The sequence below is a fragment of the Saccharopolyspora rosea genome (assembly GCF_025643595.1).
Lineage (GTDB): Bacteria > Actinomycetota > Actinomycetes > Mycobacteriales > Pseudonocardiaceae > Saccharopolyspora > Saccharopolyspora rosea.
In genome coordinates this window covers 5,769,800-5,788,988 of the sequence record NZ_CP102826.1, presented here as the reverse complement: position 1 = coordinate 5,788,988, position 19,189 = coordinate 5,769,800, and the positions used below count along the sequence as shown (strand labels likewise).

General features: G+C 72.6%; 18 protein-coding genes. 11 read left to right on the top strand and 7 right to left on the bottom strand.

Annotated elements, in window-relative coordinates; all coding sequences use genetic code 11:
- The first annotated feature begins 147 nt into the window (after nt 1–147).
- Both NV263_RS26845 and NV263_RS26840 read left to right on the top strand, forming a co-directional pair.
- The gene (locus NV263_RS26845) at nt 148–855 is read left to right on the top strand and encodes an HAD family hydrolase (RefSeq protein WP_263249462.1); all 708 of its coding nucleotides are present in this window, start codon (nt 148–150) and stop codon (nt 853–855) included.
- A gap of 46 nt (nt 856–901) precedes the next feature.
- Nucleotides 902–2,335, top strand: coding sequence for an FGGY-family carbohydrate kinase (locus NV263_RS26840; protein ID WP_263249460.1), 1,434 nt, complete (start codon nt 902–904; stop codon nt 2,333–2,335).
- Between the two features lie 106 nt (nt 2,336–2,441).
- Here the strand turns inward: NV263_RS26840 and NV263_RS26835 are convergent, their stop codons facing one another.
- The gene (locus NV263_RS26835) at nt 2,442–3,230 is read right to left on the bottom strand and encodes a DeoR/GlpR family DNA-binding transcription regulator (RefSeq protein ID WP_263249458.1); all 789 of its coding nucleotides are present in this window, start codon (nt 3,228–3,230) and stop codon (nt 2,442–2,444) included.
- A 78-nt stretch (nt 3,231–3,308) separates the two neighbouring features.
- Entirely contained in the window at nt 3,309–3,761 is a 453-nt protein-coding gene (locus tag NV263_RS26830; RefSeq protein WP_263249456.1) for a gamma-glutamylcyclotransferase family protein, read from the bottom strand.
- Between the two features lie 209 nt (nt 3,762–3,970).
- Between NV263_RS26830 and NV263_RS26825 the strand changes: the two genes are divergently transcribed.
- The 7 genes from NV263_RS26825 to NV263_RS26795 all read left to right on the top strand — a co-directional run bounded on the left by NV263_RS26825 (nt 3,971) and on the right by NV263_RS26795 (nt 11,320).
- A complete protein-coding gene (locus NV263_RS26825) occupies nt 3,971–5,374 on the top strand; it encodes an NAD(P)H-quinone dehydrogenase (RefSeq protein WP_263249455.1) in 1,404 nt (467 codons plus the stop codon).
- A gap of 44 nt (nt 5,375–5,418) precedes the next feature.
- Nucleotides 5,419–5,805, top strand: coding sequence for a thiol-disulfide oxidoreductase DCC family protein (locus NV263_RS26820; protein ID WP_263249454.1), 387 nt, complete (start codon nt 5,419–5,421; stop codon nt 5,803–5,805).
- A 195-nt stretch (nt 5,806–6,000) separates the two neighbouring features.
- Nucleotides 6,001–7,014 (top strand): tetratricopeptide repeat protein, encoded by a 1,014-nt coding sequence (locus NV263_RS26815; protein WP_263254393.1) that lies wholly within the window; start codon nt 6,001–6,003, stop codon nt 7,012–7,014.
- Between the two features lie 368 nt (nt 7,015–7,382).
- Nucleotides 7,383–8,699 carry an enolase C-terminal domain-like protein gene (locus NV263_RS26810; RefSeq protein WP_263249453.1) on the top strand — a complete coding sequence of 439 codons (1,317 nt, stop codon included), beginning with the start codon at nt 7,383–7,385 and terminating at the stop codon, nt 8,697–8,699.
- Entirely contained in the window at nt 8,696–9,445 is a 750-nt protein-coding gene (locus NV263_RS26805) for an SDR family NAD(P)-dependent oxidoreductase (protein ID WP_263249452.1), read from the top strand. The genes NV263_RS26810 and NV263_RS26805 overlap by 4 nt, the downstream gene beginning before the upstream one ends.
- A 3-nt stretch (nt 9,446–9,448) precedes the next feature.
- A complete protein-coding gene (locus NV263_RS26800; RefSeq protein WP_263249451.1) occupies nt 9,449–10,438 on the top strand; it encodes an aldo/keto reductase in 990 nt (329 codons plus the stop codon).
- 57 nt (nt 10,439–10,495) lie between these two features.
- Nucleotides 10,496–11,320, top strand: a complete 825-nt coding sequence (locus tag NV263_RS26795) for an NAD(P)H-binding protein (protein WP_263249449.1) — start codon at nt 10,496–10,498, stop codon at nt 11,318–11,320.
- A gap of 38 nt (nt 11,321–11,358) precedes the next feature.
- Here NV263_RS26795 and NV263_RS26790 read toward each other — a convergent pair whose 3' ends face one another.
- The 3 genes from NV263_RS26790 to NV263_RS26780 form a co-directional block, all read right to left on the bottom strand.
- Nucleotides 11,359–11,574 (bottom strand): hypothetical protein, encoded by a 216-nt coding sequence (locus tag NV263_RS26790; RefSeq protein WP_263249447.1) that lies wholly within the window; start codon nt 11,572–11,574, stop codon nt 11,359–11,361.
- A gap of 165 nt (nt 11,575–11,739) precedes the next feature.
- On the bottom strand, nt 11,740–13,242 hold the full coding sequence (glpK, locus tag NV263_RS26785; RefSeq protein ID WP_263249446.1) for a glycerol kinase GlpK: 1,503 nt from the start codon (nt 13,240–13,242) through the stop codon (nt 11,740–11,742).
- 31 nt (nt 13,243–13,273) lie between these two features.
- The gene (locus NV263_RS26780) at nt 13,274–14,020 is read right to left on the bottom strand and encodes an MIP/aquaporin family protein (protein WP_263249445.1); all 747 of its coding nucleotides are present in this window, start codon (nt 14,018–14,020) and stop codon (nt 13,274–13,276) included.
- A gap of 440 nt (nt 14,021–14,460) precedes the next feature.
- On the opposite strand from NV263_RS26780, the gene NV263_RS26775 reads away from it, so the two are divergent.
- Complete coding sequence (locus NV263_RS26775; RefSeq protein ID WP_263249444.1) at nt 14,461–15,297, top strand: DeoR/GlpR family DNA-binding transcription regulator; 837 nt, start codon at nt 14,461–14,463, stop codon at nt 15,295–15,297.
- 79 nt (nt 15,298–15,376) lie between these two features.
- Nucleotides 15,377–17,122 (top strand): glycerol-3-phosphate dehydrogenase, encoded by a 1,746-nt coding sequence (glpD, locus tag NV263_RS26770; protein ID WP_263249443.1) that lies wholly within the window; start codon nt 15,377–15,379, stop codon nt 17,120–17,122.
- Between the two features lie 364 nt (nt 17,123–17,486).
- On the opposite strand, the gene NV263_RS26765 is transcribed toward glpD, so the two are convergent.
- Nucleotides 17,487–18,302 (bottom strand): ESX secretion-associated protein EspG, encoded by an 816-nt coding sequence (locus NV263_RS26765; RefSeq protein ID WP_263249441.1) that lies wholly within the window; start codon nt 18,300–18,302, stop codon nt 17,487–17,489.
- On the bottom strand, nt 18,299–19,186 hold the full coding sequence (locus tag NV263_RS26760) for a PPE domain-containing protein (RefSeq protein WP_263249439.1): 888 nt from the start codon (nt 19,184–19,186) through the stop codon (nt 18,299–18,301). Before NV263_RS26760 ends, NV263_RS26765 begins: the two co-directional genes overlap by 4 nt.
- Nucleotides 19,187–19,189 lie beyond the last annotated feature (3 nt).

Here is a 19,189-nt window from a genome sequence, read left to right as displayed (position 1 = left end):
GGTCACACCTGCGTGGCCGACCCCGCTGCCGGACCACCCAGCGGTTATCACAGCATTTGCTGTTAGAAATTTCAAGATTGGTGTTATTTTGGAGGTAGGATGTGACATACCGGTCCCGGCCCGGGACCACTGCCGAAAGGACGCGACGTGTCGGCTCAACCTGGCTCCGCAGCCGAGCGGATCGACCTCGTGCTGCTCGACGTCGGCGGCCCCATCTACGACGACGCGACCTACCGCGACGCGCTGCTGCGCGCCACGCGCGAACTCGCCGCCGAGGAGGGCAGGTCCGTCGACGAGGACGAGTTCCAGCAGGTCTACGACGAACGCAGGCAGGCCCAGGGCGGCTCGCTGCGCACCGCCATCGCCGAGCGCTTCCTCACCCCGGAGGACCGGCAGCGGTTGTCCGAACGCGCCGAGCGGTACTGGGTCTACCCGCCGTCGGCGCTGTACTCCGACGTGCTGCCGACGCTGCGGGAGCTGTCCGGCCGCTACACGCTGGCGATCGTGGCGAACCAGCGGGGAGTCGTGGTGGACGCGCTGCGCCGCGACGGCGTCGCCGACCACATCGACGTCTGGGCCGTCTCCGAGGTCGTGGGGGCCGAGAAGCCCGATCCGCGGATCTTCGAGCACGCGTTGCGCGAAGCCGGAGTCGAGCCGAAGCACGCCGTCCACGTCGGCAACCGGCTCGACACCGACGTGCGGGGCGCCCACCGGGTCGGGCTGCGCACGGTGTGGGTGGTGCGCGGTGAGGCCCCGCCCGCCCCGACCCCGGAGCAGCTCGCCGAGCCGGACGTCGCGGTGCGCTCGCTGGCCGAGCTGCCGGAGGCGTTGGACCGGCTGCAGGGCAGGCGGTGAGGTCGAGATCCGGGCGCCCGACGGCCCGGCGCAACTGGGAGGTGTCATGAGCGAGCTCGTCGCGGGTGTCGACATCGCGACCGCGAACGTCCGGGTGCAGGTGCACGACCCGGCGGGAGCGGTGGTCGCGGCGGCGTCCAGACCGCTCCCGCAGCCGGAACGGCCCGGTGGCGGGCGGTCCGAGCAGGACGCCGGGACGTGGTGGCCCGCGGTCCGCGACTGCCTCGCCGAGTGCACCGCGGCGCTCGGGTCGCGTGCCGCCGAGATCACCGCGCTGGCGATCTCGGCCACCTCGGGCACGGTCGTGCTGGTCGACGGCGCCGCCGAACCCGTCGGACCGGCCCTGATGTACGACGACCGGCGCGCCGAGGACGAGGCGCGCACGGCGGCTCGGGTCGGGGCCGACCGCTGGCAGCGCACCGGCATCACGCCCTCGGCGGGGTCCGGGCTGGCTCGGATCGGATGGTTGGCCCGGCACCTCCCGGACGACGCGGTCCAGGTCTGCCACACCCCGGACCTCGTCGCGTGGAAGCTGACCGGGCACCCGGTCGCCGCCGACTCCAGCCACGCGCTCAAGAGCGGGTACGACGCGGTGGCCGGGGAGTGGGCGCCCGAGGTCTTCGACGCGCTCGCCGTGCCGGAGCGGCTGTTGCCGGCGGTCGTCCGCCCCACGTCCGTGCTCGGCGTGGTGAGCGGAGCGGCCGCTGAGCAGACCGGACTCCCGGTCGGCTGCGCGGTGCGCGCCGGTATGACGGATGGCTGCGCCGGGCAGTTGGCGTGCGGTGCGGTCGACGTCGGGCAGTTCGTGACCGTCATCGGCACCACGCTGGTGCTCAAGGGCGTCTCGAAGGAGCTGGTGCACGACCCGGCCGGAGCCGTCTACAGCCACCTGCACCCGGACGGCGTCTGGTTGCCCGGCGGCGCGGCCAACATCGGCGGATCCGCACTGTCCGATGTGGACCCCGCTGAGCTGTCGGGGCTGGACGCGGCGGCCCTGGAGCGGGGCCCGTCCACCGTCGTGCAGTACCCGCTGCGCGGTGAGGGCGAGCGCTTCCCGTTCCTCGCCCCGGATGCGGCCCGGTTCCTGCTGGGAGTCCCGGAGGACGACGTGGACGAGTACCGGTCCCGACTGGAAGGCGTCGCATACTGCGAGCGGCTGGCGCTGGAGCGGCTGGCCGATCTCGGTGCGCCGGCCTCCGGACCGGTGCGCACGGCCGGTGGCGGGGCGCGCAGCGCCGCGTGGTGCTCCATCCGCGCTTCGGTGCTGAACACCGAGGTCATCCGGGTGCTGGGCGCGGGGACCGCGCTGGGCGCGGCACTGCTCGCCGCCAGCGGTTCCACCTATCCGGACCTGAGCAGCGCCGCGGCGGCGATGGTCCCGGAAGGTGAGCGGATCGAGCCGACGGCGGCGGAGGTGGCGCGGTTGGACGAGGGCTACCGCGGGTTCCTCGACGAACTGCGGTCGCGCGGCTGGGTCTGACCGCCTGCCTTCGAACCGGTGCTCGGCCCGGGGGAGCGGGTGGGCCGTTCCCCCCGGCACCGGCCCCTCGCGGCCCGGCGCGCCTCGTCAGGACGGCCCGCGGCGCTCAGCCCTCGGCGACCTCCAGGGCCACGCCGGCGGCGCGCAGCTCGTCGCGGACCTCCTGCGGGGTGCCCGGGTCGACGATCACCACGTCGAAGTCGGTCAGCGGGGCCAGCTCGTGCACGGCGCGGCGCTCGAACTTGGAGTGGTCGAGCAGCAGCACCCGCTTCGCGGTCGTCTCCATCAGCGCGCGCTTGACCTGGATCGTCTCCTGCGAGCGGTGCAGGCAATGGCCGCCGACGACCGCCGTCGTCGACATGAACAGCACGTCCGAGCGCATCCGCCGTGCCATGTCCGCGGTGTGCAGGCCGAGGAACGCGTCGTAGGAGGGCTGGTAGTCGCCGCCGAGGCCGATCAGGTGCAGGCCGGGCTCGCCGCTGAGCAGGTTGATCACGGACAGGAAGTTGCTCACCACGGTCAACGGGCCCAGTGGTGCGAGCCGTTCCGCGACGGCCAGCGCGCTCGTGCTGTCATCGAGCGCCACCACCTGCCCGGCGGCTGCGTGCCGGACGGCGTGCTCGGCGATGCGCGCCTTCTCGTCCGCCGCGTCCGCGATGCGGGCCCGCACCGAGGTCTCCAGCAGCGCGGTCGGGGTGGACATCGCCCCGCCGCGGACCTTGCGCAGCCACCCCTGCCGCTCCAGCACGTCGAGGTCGCGGTGGATGGTCATGCCGCTGACGCCGTGCTCCGCGGCCAGCTGCTCGATGCGGACGAAGCCGCTGGCCAGCACCTCCTGGCGGATCTGGTCGCGCCGTTCCTGCTGGCTCGCCGGCGCGCCGTTGCCCTCGGCCACGAACACCCCCTCGCTTGTGCTTCGGGGAGTGATTATCACACGTTCCGCGTGATTTCCGGGCCGGTCGTCACATGCCGGTCAGGGTCCGACGTTGTGGCACGGGCGGGTGCGGAGCTTCTCCACGTAGTCCTCGGGCGCCCCGGCCGCCTCGGCGGCATCGGCCATCACGCCGAGGTACCGGGCGGAGGGCAGTCCGCCCTCGTAGGCGTCGAGCACGTAGAACCAGGCGAGCACCGGACCGTCCAGCGTCTGCACCCGCATCCGGAGCTTGCGGTACATCCCGAGCTCGGCGCCCTCCCAGCTGTCGAGCTGCCGCTCGTCCAGCGGGCCGACGTCGTAGAGGACGCAGAACACCTGCTCACCGGGATGCTCGACGATGGTGGCCAGGGCGCCTTCCCACCCGTAGTCCTCCCCGCCGAAGGTCAACCGCCAGTCCTGCAGCCAGCCCGTGCCCGCCAACGGGGAGTGCGGGGCGCGCTTCATCATCTGGGCCGGATCCATGTTGGACCCGTACGCGGCGTACAGAGGCACGCCCCACAGGGTAGCGATCGACAGGCCCTTGAGCGGACCGGACGGCGTCGCGAGAGTGGGTACCGGACAACCCGGGCGGGGACCGGCAACGAGAGTGCGGCGGAACGCGGGTGCCGCCATGGCGCGCACCACCCGAATTGGCCGAACTCCGCGCAGCGTACGGTGGTTCCGGCGCCCACAAGGCAGGCGGATCCGGGAGGAGCGGCGAAGTGACCCGCATCGTGATCATGGGAGGCGGCCCGGCGGGCTACGAAGCGGCGCTGGTGGCGGCGCAGAACGGCGCGGACGTCACGCTGGTCGAGCCGGAGGGCCTCGGCGGGTCCTGCGTCCTGTACGACTGCGTGCCGTCGAAGACCTTCATCGCCTCCGCGGGCGCCAGGTCGGCGTTCCGGGACGCCCGGGAACTGGGCATCCGAACCAAGACCGAGGACTCCGACGTCGACGTGGCCGTGGTGCACGGCCGGGTCAAGGGCCTGGCGCTGGCGCAGTCCGCCGACATCCGCTCCCGGGTGCGCCGGGAAGGCGTGCAGATCCTGGCCGGGCGGGCCCGCTTCACCAACCCCACCAAGGGCATGGCCGAGCACCGCGTCGGCGTCGAGCTCGCCGACGGCGGCTCCGAGGAACTGGTGGCCGACGTCGTGCTGATCGCCACGGGTGCCACCCCGCGCATCCTCAAGGGCGCCGAACCCGACGGCGAGCGGATCCTGACCTGGCGGCAGCTCTACGACCTGCCGGACCTGCCCGAGCACCTGGCCGTGATCGGTTCCGGCGTCACCGGCGTCGAGTTCGCCTCCGCCTACACCGAGATGGGTGTGAAGGTCACCATGATCTCCAGCCGGGACCGCGTGCTGCCGCACGAGGACGCCGACGCGGCCGCGGTGCTGGAGGAGGTGTTCGCCGAGCGCGGCACCGAGGTCGTCAAGCACGCCCGCGCGGAGAAGGTGGAGCGCACCGACTCCGGGGTGCTGATCCACCTCGCCGACGGCCGCCGCGTCGAGGCCAGCCACGCGCTGATGACCGTCGGCTCGGTGCCGAACACCGAGGACATCGGCCTGGAGCGGGTCGGCATCGAACCCGACCGGCGGGGTTACATCCCGGTCGACCGGGTCTCGCGCACGGGCGTGCACGGCATCTACGCGGCCGGTGACTGCACCGGCGTGCTGCTGCTGGCGTCGGTGGCGGGGATGCAGGGGCGCATCGCGATGTGGCACGCGCTCGGTGAGGGCGTCACGCCGATCAAGCTCAAGACCGTCGCGGCGAACGTGTTCACGCATCCGGAGATCGCCACGGTCGGGATCAGCCAGCAGGCCATCGACTCCGGTGAGGTGCCCGCGCGGACGGTGATGATGCCGCTGGCGACCAACGCGCGCGCGAAGATGGAGGGGCTGCGCCGCGGCTTCCTCAAGGTGTTCTGCCGTCCGCAGACCGGGGTGGTCGTGGGCGGCGTGGTGGTCGCGCCCAATGCCAGCGAACTGATCCTGCCGATCGCGCTCGCGGTCCAGAACCAGGTCACCGTGGACAACCTGGCGAACACCTTCTCGGTGTACCCGTCGCTGTCCGGTTCGCTGACCGAGGCCGGCCGCCAGCTGATGCGCCACGACGACCTGGACTGACCAGGACACCACCGTTCGCGGCCGACGGTGAGCTGGGAGGGGCCATGGCAGACCTGCCGGTGCTGATCTACGACGGCGACTGCGGCTTCTGCACCCGCAGCGCGCGGTGGGCCGAACGGCTGCCCGTGCGCATGCGAGTCCTCGCCTGGCAGGAAGCCGACCTGGCGGCGTACCGCACCACCGAGGACCGCGCGCGGCACGAGGTGCTGTGGGTGGCCCCGTCCGGACGGGTGTTCGGCGGAGCCGCGGCGGTGGCCGAACTGCTCAAGCGGTGCCGCCTGCCGTGGCGTCCGCTCGGTTGGCTGCTGTCGGCACCCGTGGTGCGCACCGCCGCCGACCTCGTCTACCGCTGGGTGGCCGCCAACCGCTCGCGGATACCCGGCGCCACGCCCGCCTGCCAGCTGCCGCCGGAGCAGCGCCCCGGGCACTGATCCTCGGTCGAACGGTCGAGGAGGCGGGCCGATCTCCTGGCCGATCGGTCGACCCCGTCGGCCATTTCGGCCGAGGTCGCCGACCACCTCGCGCCCGTAGCGTGCCTGTCATCGGGGGTTCGAAGTGCCGGTGTCCTCCGCTTCCTCGGGGATCGGCGGAGGACACCGGCCGGCGCGCTGAAGGCGAAGGTGGAGATGTACGGCAAGGCGTTCGCTCCGGAGTACCAAGGGGTGCTCAGCGAGATGTCGGTCAACACGGACTACCGCAGCGTCTTGGAGACGGCGAAGGAGCGGGAACGCGACGCCAGGCGCACGCTGGCCCAGTCGCGGCTCGCGATGGCCGAAGCCTGCCGTCGGCTCGGTCGGCTCGACGAGGCCGAGTCGGCGTGGCGGGGCAGCTACCGCGCCGCCCGTGACGTGCCCGACGAGGCCGCGATGGCGTGGGCGCTGTGGAGCGGGGGAACGCTCGCGCGGCAGCGCGGTCGGCTGAACCTGGCGGTGCGCTGGCTCAGCGCCGCGCGCGACCTCGCGGACCGGGGCGGCGATCGGGTGGCGTTCGGCTATTCGCTGGCCGGGGTCGCCGAGACGCTGCGCATCCGCGGTGACCACCAGGAGGCGCGCGTCCTGCACGTCCAGCTGCTCGACGAGGCGCGTGAGCAGGGCGCCTGCCGCCACATCGTGTGGGCGCTGGAGGGACTCGCGCAGCTGGACCGCAACGCCGGGGACCTGGACGCGGCCTGGAGCGGTTTCGACGAGGCCGCCCGGATCGCCGAGGACGGCGGGGACGAGCGCGGCCTCGCCTGGGCGCTGCGCGGGCAGGCGGATGTGCTGTCGCTGCGCGGTGAGCACGACGAGGCGCTCGCGCTGCTCGCGCGCGGCGAGCAGATCTGCCGCCGCATGGATCTGGCCAGCGCCCTGGCGTACAACCGGAAGATGCGCGGCAACGTGCTGTTCCGCGCGTCCTGGTACGGCGAGGCGGCGCGGACCTACCGGGACGCCTGGGAGAAGTTCCAGGCCATCGAGGAACCGCGCGGCTCGGCGCTGGCCCGGCTGGGGCTGCTCAAGAGCCTGGACCGGTTGGGACGCCCGCGGCGGGACACCGAACGGGAGCTGCGCGAGTTGCGGGATCGGCTGGACGGCCACGAACTGCGGCACACCAAGCGCATGGTGGAGGAGGCGTTGGAGGCGCTGGCGTCGCCGGTCAGCTGACGAGTTCCGCTGCCGCGGCGCGGAGTTCGGCTCCGCCGCCGGACGTGCCCGGGTCGCCGTGTCCGGAGCGGACCACCTCGGCGTCCACAGTGGACACTCGACGGAGCGCCCCCTCGGGGCACCGGGAGGTTCGCGCGACGGGTGGCGTCCGGTCGTCGAGAGCGCACAGGTCTGCTCCCTTCGCGCCGATGCCGGTCGGCGGAGCCCGGATTCCGGTCCCTTGTGGGGCGGTCATCCGACGGATAGGGTCGAGTGATCGACGACACACCGCTCGTGGGTGGTGACCTTCGCGCGGCGGCGATGTGCCGCTGCGGGCAGGGGACGTCGTGGGGCCGGACGGACTCACCGCACCCGGAGGTGGGGCAGGCGTGACGGGCACGATCACCGGGCTGAGCACCTGCGATGTCCGCTTCCCCACCTCCCGCGAACTCGACGGGTCGGATGCGATGAACCCCGACCCCGACTACTCGGCCTCCTACGTCGTGGTCGACACCGACACCGGCCTGGCGGGGCACGGCTTCGCCTTCACCATCGGCCGCGGCAACGAGGTGCAGACCGCGGCGATCCGCGCCCTGGAGCCGTTCCTGGCCGGTCGGCCCCTCGACGCGACGCTGGACGACCTCGGCGGCGTGTGGGCCGAGTTGGTGCACGATTCGCAGCTGCGCTGGCTCGGCCCGGAGAAGGGCGTCGTGCACATGGCGGTGGCGGCGGTGGTCAACGCGCTGTGGGACATGCGGGCCAGGCGCGACGGCAAGCCGTTGTGGAAGCTGCTCGCCGACCTGCCGCCCACCGAGATCGTCGATCTGGTCGACTTCCGGTACCTCAGCGACGCGCTGACCCGGGAGGAGGCGCTGGACATCCTGCGCCGCGCCGAACCCGGGCGCGCGCAGCGGGAGGCGCAGCTGCGCCGGTCCGGCTACCCGGCCTACACCACCAGTCCCGGCTGGCTCGGCTACGACGACGCGAAGCTGCGGCGGCTGTGCCGCGAGGCCGTCGAGCGGGGTTTCCGGCAGATCAAGCTCAAGGTCGGCGGGGACGTCGCGGACGACGTGCGGCGGATGCGCATCGCGCGGGAGGTCGTCGGACCGGACGTGCGCATCGCGGTCGACGCCAACCAGCGCTGGGACGTCGGCACCGCGATCGACTGGATCCGCGAACTCGCCCCGTTCGACCCGTGGTGGGTGGAGGAGCCGACCAGCCCGGACGATGTGCTGGGGCACGCCGCCATCGCCCGCGCGATCTCGCCGGTGCGGGTCGCCACCGGTGAGCACGTCGCCAACCGCGTCGTGTTCAAGCAGCTGCTCCAGGCGGACGCGCTGTCGTACCTGCAGATCGACGCCGCGCGCGTGGGCGGGGTGAACGAGAACATCGCGATCCTGCTGCTGGCGGCCAAGTTCGGCGTTCCGGTCTGCCCGCACGCGGGCGGCGTCGGGTTGTGCGAGCTGGTGCGGCACCTGTCGATGTTCGACTTCGTGGCGGTGTCCGGCTCGATGGAGGACCGGGTCATCGAGTACGTCGACCACCTGCACGAGCACTTCCTCGACCCGGCGGTGGTGCGCGACGGGCACTACCAGGTGCCGCGGGAGCCGGGGTTCTCCGCGCGGATGCGTCCGGAGTCGGTGGCCGAGTACCGCTACCCGGACGGTCCGGTGTGGACGGACATCGCGAGGGAGCGCGGCGCATGAGCGAGTTCGCGGGGCTGGCGGCGGTCGTCACCGGCGGCGGATCGGGGATCGGGCGCGCCGCGGCGGAGGAACTGGCGTCCCGGGGCGCGGCGGTGGCGTGCCTCGACCTGGACCCGTCGGGGGCGCCCGCCGGGGTGCTCGGCCTGGAGTGCGACGTCACCGACCCGGCCGCGGTCACCGGGGCAGTCGACGAGGCGGCCCGGCGGTTGGGCGGCGTGGACGTGCTGGTCAACAACGCCGGGATCGGCGCGCAGGGCACCGTCGAGGCGAACTCCTACGCCGAGTGGAACCGGGTCTTCGACGTCAACGTGCTGGGCATCGTGCGCACCACGCGCGCCTGCCTGCCGCACCTGCGCCGGTCGTCGTCGGCGGCGATCGTCAACACCTGCTCGATCGCGGCGACCGCCGGATTGCCCGACCGGGCGCTGTACAGCGCCAGCAAGGGGGCCGTGCTGTCGTTGACGCGGGCGATGGCCGCCGACCACCTCGCCGAGGGCATCCGCGTCAACTGCGTCAACCCGGGGACCGCGGACACCCCGTGGGTACGCCGGTTGCTGTCCGCCGCCGAGGACCCGGAGGCCGAGCTGCGCGCGCTGCGGGCCCGGCAGCCCACCGGACGCCTGGTGTCCGCGGCCGAGGTCGCCGCCGCGATCGCCTACCTGGCGGGCCCGTCGGCCGGTGCCACCACCGGGACGTCGCTGGCCGTGGACGGCGGCATGCACGGCCTGCGGCTGCGGAAGGGTTGACCCGTGCGGCGGCTGGGCCGCTCCCGGGTGCGCGTCACCGGGCTCGGGTTCGGCGGTGCGGTCATCGGCAACCTGTACCGGGCGGTCGACGAGGACACCGCGCGCGGCGCCGTCGACGCTGCGTGGCAGGCCGGTGTCCGGTACTTCGACACCGCGCCGCACTACGGCCTGGGCCTGGCGGAACGCCGGCTGGGCGCGGCGCTCGCGGGACGGCCGCGCGCGGAGTTCGCGCTGTCCACGAAGGTCGGCAGGCTGCTGGTCCCCAGCCCGCACCGGGCGGCGCTGCGCGACGACGCCGGTTTCGACGTGCCCGCCGACCACGAGCGGCGGTGGGACTTCAGCGCCGACGGCATCCGCCGTTCGCTGGAGTCCAGTTTGGACCGTCTGGGCACCGACCGGGTCGACGTGGTGCTCCTGCACGACCCGGACGACCACTGGGAACAGGTGGTCCGCGAGGCGTACCCCGCGCTGCACGAGCTGCGCGCGCAGGGCGTCGTCGGCGCGATCGGCGTGGGCATGAACCAGTGGCGGCTGCTGGAGCGCTTCGTCGTGGAGACCGACGTCGACGTGGTGATGCTGGCCGGTCGGTGGACGCTGCTCGATCAGTCCGCAGTGGACACGATGCTGCCGGCGTGCTTGCGGCGGGGCGTGTCCGTGCTCGCGGCGGGGGTGTTCAACGGCGGTCTGCTCGCCACCGACGAGCCGGGGCCGGACGCCAGGTACGACTACGCGCCCGCGTCGCGGGAGCTGCGCGACCGCGTCCGGCGGATCGCCGAGGTGGCCAGGCGGCACGACGTCCGCGTGCCGCAGGCGGCGATGGCCTTCGCCGCCTCGCACCCGGCGGTGGCCTCGGTCGTGGTCGGCGCCCGGTCCGCCGAGGAGGTGCGCGGCAACGCCGCCCTGTTCGTCGAGCCGGTTCCGGCCGCGTTCTGGGCGGATCTCGTGGCCGCCGGACTGCTGCGGGCCGACCTGGTCCCCCAGTCCGGACCTTGACTTCCAGTGCGCTCCAAGGAATACGGTCGCCTGGTCCATCCGACGAAGGGACGGGTCATGACGGTGTTGGTGACGGGGGCCACCGGGAACGTGGGACGCCGCGTGGTCGACCGGCTGCTCGCGGCCGGGCGACGGGTGCGGGCGCTGACCAGGCGCCCGGAGACGGCGGGCCTGCCAGCCGGGGTCGAGGTGGTGCGCGGTGACCTCACCGACCCCGCCGCGCTGGACGGCGCGTTGGCGGGCGTCGACGCCGCCTTCCTGTTCCCGGTGCCCGAGACGGCCCGCGAGTTCGCCGCGCGGGCGAAGGCGGCCGGGGTGCGGCACGTGGCCGTGCTGTCGTCGGCCGCGACCGGTTTCGCCGAGCCGAACCCGATCGGCGAGCGGCACCGCGCGGTCGAGCGGGCGGTGGAGGAGGCCGGTCTGCGGTGGACGCACGTGCGGCCCGGCGCGTTCGCGGCGAACGCCCTGGCCTGGGCGCCGAGCATCCGCGCCGACGGCGTGGTCCGCGAACCGCACGGCTCGACCGGCCAGGCGCCGATCCACGAGGACGACATCGCCGCGGTCGCCGCGACCGCACTGCTGGAGCCGGGTCACGCGGGGCAGGTGTACACGCTCAGCGGACCCGAGGTGATCACGATCGCGGACCAGGTGCGCGCGATCGGTGCCGTGATCGGCCGGGACGTCCGCTTCGAGGAGATCTCCCCGGAAACGGCCCGCGAGCAGTGGATCGCGCACGGCGTCCCGGCCGCGGTCGCCGACTCGCTGCTGCACTTCCGGTCCCGCGCGGCCGAGGCGGTCCTGCCCACGGTCGAGCAGGTCACCGGCCGTCCCGCGCGCACCTTCGCCGAGTGGGCGCGCGACCACGCGGCCGACTTCCGCTGAGCAGACCGGCCACAATCCTCCACTGTGGACGAACTGCGCTAGCGCAGCCGAGGTGGCCTGGTCCGGAAACGGTGCGGTTCCTCGACCGGCCGTCGGGTCTCCGTGGCGTGCTCGACTTGATCGGCCAGTTCTCGCACCAGCCGTTGCAAGGAGCTGCTCCACTCCGGGCTCACCGGGAGACGAACCAGCCGCTGCTGGAGGGCGCTGATGAGATCGCGCACCTCCGCGTACTCGCGCTGCAACTCGTCGATCACGTGATCAGTATGAGCGCGAACCCGGCGGAAGCAAGCATCTTTCCGGTAACCGTTCGGGCAACCCGGTCCGGTGCGGGCGCCCCCGGAGGTCGCCCGCACCGCCGACCGACGTCCCAGCCGGCGCCCGCCCGCGCGGCGCGGCGTCCGAAGTGGACTACCGGTGGGTCATTCCACCCACCCGAAGGTCTTGGTCACCGCCTTCTGCCACTGCTGGTACTGCCGTTCGCGGAGGTCGGCGGGCATGGCCGGGTCCCACTGCTTGTCCTTGGCCCAGTTGGTGCGGATGTCGGCTTCGCCTTCCCAGAAGCCGACCGCGAGACCGGCGGCGTAGGCGGCGCCGAGAGCGGTGGTCTCGGCGACCACCGGGCGGATCACCGGCACGCCGAGGATGTCGGCCTGGAACTGCATCAGCAGTTCGTTGCCGACCATGCCGCCGTCGACCTTGAGGGACTTCAGCGGCACGCCGGAGTCGGCGTTCATCGCCTCGACGATCTCGCGGGTCTGGAATGCGGTGGCCTCCAGCACCGCGCGCGCCAGGTGCCCGCGGTTGACGTAGCGGGTCAGGCCGACGATCGCGCCGCGCGCGTCGGAGCGCCAGTGCGGGGCGAACAGTCCGGAGAACGCGGGGACGAAGTAGGCGCCGCCGTTGTCGTCGACGGAACGCGCCACCTGCTCGATCTCCGGGGCCGTCGCGATCAGGCCGAGGTTGTCGCGCAGCCACTGCACGAGCGAACCGGTGACCGCGATCGACCCCTCCAGGCAGTAGACCGTCTCGTTCGTGCCGATCTTGTAGCCGACCGTGGTGAGCAGGCCGTTGTTGCTCAGCACCGGCTCGGTTCCGGTGTTGAGCAGCAGGAAGTTGCCGGTGCCGTAGGTGTTCTTGGCCTCGCCGGGCGACAGGCACGCCTGGCCGAAGGTGGCCGCCTGCTGGTCGCCGAGGATGCCCGCGATCGGAATTCCGCCGAACACCCCGCGTTCCCGGAACCGGCCGTAGACCTCCGAGGACGACCGGATCTCCGGCAGCATCGCCATCGGGATGCCGATTTCCCGGCAGATGTCCGGATCCCACTGCAACGAGCGCAGATCCATCAGCAACGTGCGGGAGGCGTTGGTCGGGTCGGTGACGTGCAGGCCGCCGTCCGGGCCGCCGGTGCTGTTCCACAGCACCCAGGTGTCCATGTTGCCGAACAGCAGCTCGCCCTTCTCGGCGCGCTCCCGGACACCGTCCACATTGTCCAGTATCCAGCGCAGCTTCGTCGCGGAGAAGTACGGCGACAGCGTCAGCCCGGTCTGCTGGTGGAAGAGGTTCTGCCCGCCCTCGGCGGCGAGCCGGTTGACGATCTCGTCGGTGCGGGTGTCCTGCCAGACGATCGCGTTGTAGACCGGTTTGCCGGTGTCCTTCTCCCACACCACGGTGGTTTCGCGCTGGTTGGTGATCCCGCACGCGGCGATCTCCGAGGCGACCAGGTCCGCCTTGGCCAGCGCTCCGGCGCACACCTGCCGGGTGTTGCTCCAGATCTCCGCCGGTTCGTGCTCGACCCAGCCCGCCCGAGGGAAGATCTGCCGGTGCTCCATCTGGTCGACCGCCACGACCTGACCGGAGTGGTCGAAGATCATGCACCGGGTCGACGTCGTTCCCTGGTCGATTGCGGCGACGTAGGAGGCCATTTCGCTCTACCTTCCTGTGTGGACGTTCGGATCAGGTGACCGGCAGGATCTGCGCCAGAGCACCGGCCAGCACGCCGCCGATGACCGGGCCGACGATCGGGATCCACGCGTATCCCCAGTCGGCCGAGCCCTTGCCGCGGATCGGCAGCAGCGCGTAGGCGACGCGCGGACCGAGGTCGCGGGCCGGGTTGATGGCGTATCCGGTCGGACCGCCGAGCGAGCTGCCGATGCTGATCACCACGAACGCGACGGCCGCGTAGCCGAGCGCCGAGTTGCCGAACTCGGGGACACCGACGTGTTCGCCGGGGCGCGCCTGCGGGCTGAGGATGATCCACAGCACCAGCACGAAGGTGCCGATGATCTCGGTGACCAGGTTCCACGGCGCGTTGCGCACGGTGGGAGCGGTGGCGAAGACGCCCAGCGTGTTCGCGGGATCGTCGTGGGTGTCGAACTGCAGCTTGTAGGTGGCCCAGCACAGACCGGCGCCCAGCGCGCCGCCGACCAGCTGCGCGGCGATGTAGGTCGGCACCTGCGACCACGGCACCTGGCCGTCCATCGCGAGTCCCAGCGTCACGGCGGGGTTGAGGTGCGCCTTGGTGGGAGCGGCGATGCTGGCGCCCACGAAGACCGCGAAGCCCCAGCCGAAGTTGACCAGCAGCCAACCCCCGTTGTGGCCGAGGGTGTTGCGCAGGGCCACGTTCGCCACGACCCCGCAGCCCAGCAAGGTGAGCGCCGCCGTTCCCATTAATTCCCACAGGAAGATCTCGCCAAGGCTCATACTGCCCGGTCCCCTCTAGGTACCGCCGTCGACTCGGGCGGGTCCAGTGTCTGTCCGACGTGGAGCGAGTCGGGACGGTACTGCCGCATGGCAACACGTGTCCACGAGTGCCGCCACTCGTGGGCAACCGGTTGGTCCGTCCCGCCTAGCGCGTTGACCTGCGAGATCGGGGACGGTCGTAGAGCGGGCGCGGGTGGGGTCGCAGGCGATGCGGACGTCTGCCATGACCTCCCCCGTTGGAGCTCATACGCCTGGGCCCCGCGCCGCAGGCTGGGTCACATTAACCCTGTGAAAACCAACATTGCAAGACCGGTTCTATGATGTTTTTATCGGATTACGCGGTGACGACGGAGCGCCTCGGGCACGCCCCGAACACCACGCCGCCAATGGGGAGGATGGGAGCCTGCCGGTGGACGAACATGGTGTGAGGGGAAGGTCGAATGTCCGGGACTTCCGGTCGACGCCCGTCGAGCAAGCAGCAGGACCGACGGCGCAGGATCACCGAGCTGGTCATGGAGGAGGGCACCCTCCGCATCGACGACCTCGTCGCGACGGTGGGCGCCAGCGCCATGACCGTGTACCGGGACCTGGCCGACCTGGAGTCGCAAGGGCTGGTGCACCGCAACCGCGGCTACGTCTCGGCGGCCTCGTCGCTGCTGTACGAGGCGGCTTCGGAGTACCGGATGCAGCAGAACCAGGCGGAGAAGGAGGAGGTCGCCCGGGCCGCCGCCGATCTGGTCGAACCAGGTCAGGCGCTGGTGCTCGACGACTCCACCACGGGCGTCTACCTGGCCCGGCTGCTGCCGGAACGGGCGCCGCTGACGGTGGTCACCAACCACCGCGGCGTGTTCGGCGAACTCGCTGCGGCGCAGGGGATCCACCTGATCAGCATCGGCGGCGACTACCTGCCGTGGGCGGACGCGTTCGTCGGCGGCATGGCGCTGGACGCGTTGCGCAACCTGCGCGTCGACCTGGCGATCATGTCGGTCTCCGCGGTCACCGACGGGATCTGCTTCTACCCGCAGCAGGAGATGGTGCAGATCAAGAAGGCCATGCTGGCCTCGGCGCGGCGCCGGGTGCTCTACGTCGACCACACGAAGTTCCGCAGGCGCGCGCTGCACGCGGTGGCGCCGGCCGAGGACTTTGACGTCGTGATCGTCGATTCCCGGACCCCGGACGCGGACGTCGAGGTGCTCCGGGAACGGGGCGCCCGCGTGGAGCGGGCCGGTGCTGAGGGCAGTGACGCGGCGGGCACGGGTGGTGCCCGTCGGGCATGATGACCACCGCGGGGCGATAGGCGCCGAGTCCGGTTCCGCGTCGTGCGGTGGCATGTGATTCGAGCGAGGAGGACCCCTGGTGTCCAGGCAGAAGACCGAAAGCGAAGTGGCCCGCACGACGGGCAGGCTGGGGCCCGCGGAACGGGCGGACAACTGGCGGCGCCTCGGTTCCGAGGAGTTCGACGTCGTGGTCATCGGCGGTGGGGTCACCGGCGCGGGCACCGCGCTCGACGCCGCCACCCGTGGCCTGCGGGTCGCCCTGGTGGAAGCCCGGGACCTGGCCTCCGGCACGTCCAGCCGGTCGAGCAAGCTGTTCCACGGCGGCCTGCGCTACCTCGAACAGCTGGAGTTCTCGTTGGTGCGCGAGGCACTGCGGGAACGCGAACTGATGCTGACCCGCCTCGCACCGCACCTGGTGAAGCCGGTCAGCTTCCTGTACCCGCTGACCCACCGGTTCTGGGAACGCCCGTACACCGCAGCCGGTCTGTTCCTCTACGACACGATGGGCGGGGCCCGCTCGGTCCCCGGGCAGAAGCACCTCTCGCGCGCGGGCGCGCTGCGGATGGTCCCGGCGCTCAAGCGAAACGCGCTGATCGGCGGCATCCGCTACTACGACGCCCAGGCCGACGACGCCCGGCACACCATGACCGTGGCCCGCACCGCCGCCCGCTACGGCGCGGTCGTGATGAACTCCAGCCAGGTCACCGGGTTCCTGCGGGAGGCCGACCGGATCGCCGGCGTGCGGGTGCGCGACGTCGAGACCGGTGAGGAGACCGAGGTCCGCGCCCAGGCCGTGATCAACGCGACCGGCGTGTGGACCGACGAGCTGCAGCGGCTCTCCGGCGGCCGCGGCCGCTTCCGGGTGCGCGCCAGCAAGGGCGTGCACATCGTCGTCCCGCGGGACCGCATCGTCGCCGAGAGCGGGATGATCCTGCGCACCGAGAAGTCGGTGCTGTTCGTCATCCCGTGGGGCAACCACTGGATCGTCGGGACCACCGACACCGACTGGAACCTCGACCTGGCGCACCCGGCCGCGACCAAGGCCGACATCGACTACATCCTCGAACACGTCAACACCGTGCTGGCCACCCCGCTCAAGCACGACGACATCGAGGGCGTCTACGCGGGTCTGCGCCCGCTGCTGGCGGGGGAGAGCGAGGAGACCTCCAAGCTGTCCCGCGAGCACGCGGTCGCCCGGGTCGCCCCGGGCCTGGTCGCCATCGCGGGCGGCAAGTACACGACGTACCGCGTGATGGCCGCCGACGCGGTGGACGCGATCTCCGGCGACGTGGCCGGCCGGATGGCGCCGTCCATCACCGACCGGGTGCCGCTGCTCGGCGCGGACGGCTACCACGCGCTGGTCAACCAGGCCGACCAGCTCGCCGCCGAGCACGGTCTGCACCCGTACCGCATCCGGCACCTGCTCGACCGGTACGGCTCGGAGATCCACGACGTGCTCGCCCTCGGCGACGAGCGGCCGGAACTGCTCAAGCCGATCCCGGCCGCGCCCAACTACCTGCAGGCCGAGGTCGCCTACGCGTGCAGCCACGAGGGCGCGCTCCACCTGGAGGACGTCCTCACCCGTCGCACCCGCATCTCCATCGAGTACGCGCACCGCGGCATCGACTGCGCGGAACCGGTGGCCCGGCTGATGGCCGAGGTGCTCGGCTGGGACGACGCCCGGGTGGCCCGCGAGATCGAGGTCTACACCCAGCGCGTCGACGCCGAACGCGACTCGCAGTTGCAGCCCGACGACCAGGCGGCCGACGCCAAGCGCTCCGCCGCCCCGGAGGCCCGCGAGAAGCTCACCGAACCGATCAGCTGACCGGCGAAAACCGCGGTGTCGCGCGTGCTTGCGCGCGGCACCGCGGGGTGGGCTGGGGAGTGTCCCGGAAATGCTTTGCGTGGCGGTGCCGGGAGCGGAACCTCAGCGGCCCGCCCGTCACCCGACCACCGCCCCCCACGGAGGCGCTGCGCGCCACAGCCACACCGGCTCCGGGAGCCCCGACTCATGTATGCCCAATACACAGCGTCGGGGCTGTCCTCGCGAGACGCCCGCCCGTCTCCCGACCACCACCCCCAAGGAGGCGCTGACGCGCCACTGTGACCACCGAAGAACCCGCGGCGGTGCGGGCTGCGAGACCGCTCACCGAAAGAGGAAGCGGCTGACGCCGCTTGTAAAACACGCGCTAGGTGAAGGGGGTCGGGCCCGGGAGGCCGTCGGTGACCTCGGCGAGGAGTTCCTCGACGTGGGCGGTGAGGCGGCGGGCGTCCGCCGGGGCGATCGTGCTCCACGGCTGGCCGGACGGCGACTCGCGGCGCAGCTGGGCGTAGCGGCCGTGCGGGGTGTCGAAGCAGCCGACCACGTGGCCCGCGCGGGTCCTGCGGCCCCAGCGGTCCCGCGCCGCCACGCCGAACTGGCCGCGCGAGCCCACGCCGTTGACCATGCGCGCCAGCGTCTCGGCGTCGTCGGCGCGGACGCCCCGGCGCACCAGCGCCGTCGGCAGCCGTTCGAGGTCGTCGCCCGCTTCCTCGGCCGCCGCGTCGAGGTCCGCGCTGGGCACCGACACCGACCCGCCCGATCCGGCGGGCAGCGCGGGCAGCACCGACACGGCCTCGCGGGCGAGGCCGGACGCGGCCGCGGGGCGGAAGGTGAGCTCGTCCTCGTCCTTGACCACCAGCACGGCGTCGTCGACCGGACCGGCCGCGGCCAGGACGCGGACGCTGCGGTCCAGCCAGAGCCGGGCGTCGACCTCGCGGTCCGGTCGGACCAGCAGCCGCAGCATCCCCTCCAGCTCCGGGTCCAGCCGGGTCGGACCGCCCAGATCGCGGTCCGCGAGGGACCGCCACACCGCGTCGACCAGTTCGGCGCGTTCCGCGCGGGTGCGTCCCGGTGACGGGACCTTGAGCACCAGCGGCATCCGCTCCAGGCCCAGGTGTTCGGTGAGCACGTCGAATTCGAGCGCCGACAGCCGCAGCCGCCGGTCCTGGTCGGCAGCGGTCATGCGCCGGGCTCGCCGCCGATCACCGGCCTCGCCAGCGTCTGCGGCTCGTCGAAGAACCCGCCGGAACCGCCGATCTCCTCGGTGACCTGCCGGTTCACCGACTCGGCGTCCCGGTCCCGGAGCGGCCGCCGGGACGACGCGGCCAGGCGTCCGCCGTCGCGGCGCGCCGCCGCCCCGCCGCGGCTCCCGCGCGAGTCGCCACGACTCCCGCGCGATTCGCCACGCGCCGCCGCGCCCTGCGCACCGCCGCCGCCCGGGGCGGCGACCGGCGGCACCGGTGCGGGGGCGGCGCCCCAGCTGATCGTCACGGGCCGCTGCGTCGCCGCGCCGCCGTGCCCGGTGACCGGGGCGTCCACGACGACCTGGGGTGGCGGGCTGAACGACGCCAGCGACGTCGTGTTGCTGCGCGTCGACGCCTCGTAGGTGCGCATGACGTCGAAAGCCCGCTGTTCGGCCGCGTTCTGCTCGGCCTCCTGGAGCTCGTAGTCGGTCTGCCCGCCGAACAGGTGGGTCAGCAGCGTCGCCGCCGTCCCCGGGTCCTCGGTGGTCACGCGCACCGGTGGCGGCATGTCGCTGCGCGCCTTGGCGATGAACTGGGCCTGCTGCTCGGCGCGCTCCCGCATCACGGCCGCGGCTTCCTGCGCCTGCGTCGCCCAGTCGCCGAGCGGGCGGAGCCCGTCGCGCGCGCTGTCGGCCGCGTCGCCCTGCCAGGCCGCCATCGCGCTCCGGACCGCCGCGGCCAGCCCGTTGTCGATCTCGCCGAGCGCCCGGGTCAGCTCGGACCAGCGGCGGACGCTCTCGGTCGATCCGTCCGGCCCCGGGCCCTCGTGGATCTGCGCGAACAGCTCGTGGTGGCTGTAACCCTGCCAGCGGTGCTCGCCCATGGT